Origin of the sequence: Rhizocola hellebori (genome assembly GCF_016862955.1) — a bacterium.
GTDB lineage: Bacteria > Actinomycetota > Actinomycetes > Mycobacteriales > Micromonosporaceae > Rhizocola > Rhizocola hellebori.
In genome coordinates this window covers 1-975 of the sequence record NZ_BONY01000192.1, presented here as the reverse complement: position 1 = coordinate 975, position 975 = coordinate 1, and the positions used below count along the sequence as shown (strand labels likewise).

The following is a 975-nucleotide window of genomic DNA, read 5'->3' as shown; positions in this document are numbered from 1 at the left end:
CGAAGACGTTGCCGGTGTAGCCGGATTGGGAGTTGTCCTTGGAGTTGGACGGATCCCACTTGAGCACTATCTCGTACTGGCCGTCGCCGTCCAGGTCACCGACGCTGGCGTCGTTGGCCGAGTAGGTGTAGGCCACCCCGTCGGGAGTGGTGCCGCCACCCGGGATCTGCAGGGGTACATCGAAGAAGCCGCCCGAGCCGATTTGGAGAGCGCTTTCCGAAGCCGGTTGCTCCACACCGTTGATCACCGCACGCACCGTGTAAACCGAGCCCTGCGCCGCCCCGGCGTCCAGGAAGTTGGTGTGCGACTGGGTCGCGACCAGGGTCGAGCCGCGGAACAGCCGATAGGTCACCGATGATGGCTCCGTGCCGAGCATCCGCCAGCTGACGAAGTTCCCGGTCCCTGATCGTACGGAGATCAGGCCCCGGTTGAGGTCTTCCATCTGCTTGCCGTTGGCCGGCGGCGGTGAAGACGGCGGCGTCGACGTCGGCGGCGTGATGACCCCCAGCTCGAAGTCGAGGAAATCGATGTTGGCAAGACCGTTGGCCGTGGTCGGGCTCAGCCGCACGGTGTTGTTGCCGGCGTTGACCGTCACGGTCAGCGTCACCGTCACGTAGGTCGTCCACGCGCCGGTGCCGTTGAACGCCACCCCGCCCGCCGCCACCGAGCCGTTGACCAACACGTCAGCGGGCCGGGCGGTGGTGGTGCCGTTGGCGTAACGGATTCCCAGCGTCGCGCTGCCGCCGCTGGCCGCGTTGACGGTGAACTGGGATGCCGCGCCCACAGCGTTGTTGGCGTTGCAGAACCCCGATCCGGAGAACCCCGCATGGTTACTCTCGATCACGCCATCGCAGGTGGCCGGCGCGTTTTCCGCCTCGTAGCGCACCGGGGCAGCCTGGGCATTGGCCACCACGAACGCGACGGCCGCGCCGGTCAGGAGCGTTGTGCAGGCGATAATGCCTGCGCGTCGTTTCA

Annotated in this window: 1 protein-coding gene; it reads right to left on the bottom strand. The window is 66.8% G+C overall.

Annotation, left to right across the window (positions count from 1 at the left end; translation table 11 throughout):
- Positions 1-975: rhamnogalacturonan lyase family protein (locus Rhe02_RS50440; protein WP_373320828.1), on the bottom strand; the 975-nt coding region annotated here is incomplete at both ends.